This is a genomic window from Campylobacter sp. BCW_6464 (assembly GCF_001762775.1).
Lineage (GTDB): Bacteria > Campylobacterota > Campylobacteria > Campylobacterales > Campylobacteraceae > Campylobacter_D > Campylobacter_D jejuni.
Genome location: NZ_MJXM01000086.1, coordinates 1,461 through 1,917, shown reverse-complemented (window position 1 = coordinate 1,917; position 457 = coordinate 1,461). Strand labels below are relative to the sequence as shown.

Genomic DNA, 457 nt, shown 5'->3' with positions numbered 1-457 from the left:
ACCCTTTCCATCCATTTATCTAATTTTCTTTCTTTAAGTTTTTCTTCTAAAGGAAGTATATTTTTTATCAAAGCGCTTTCTTGTGCTTTGATATGTCCATAAACTAATTCCATAAATTCTAAATGTTCTTTTATCCAAAGAATATTTTTATTAAAAACATCTTCTTTGGTTTTAGGATTTAAAACATAAATTCTAGCAAGATTAAGTTCAAATTGAGTTAGCAAGGGGTCTAAAATTTCATACAAATCTTGCATTTGTTTAATATCTTCAAGTTTATTTTTAAATTCATCTATTTTTTCAATAGCTAAGTTTAAATATTTTTCTTTTTCATTTAAACTCAAATATATACTTTGTATATTTTCAAAATCATTGCTGAGTATTTTACTAAAATCTTTACAATGTTTAATACTTTGATAAACTTTATAATAAGCCTTAAGTAAAAACTCATTTTGTTTAT

General features: G+C 22.3%; 1 pseudogene. It reads right to left on the bottom strand.

What is annotated here, in order from left to right:
- Positions 1-457, bottom strand: a pseudogene (locus AJ885_RS10820) (DUF115 domain-containing protein); the annotation flags it as partial.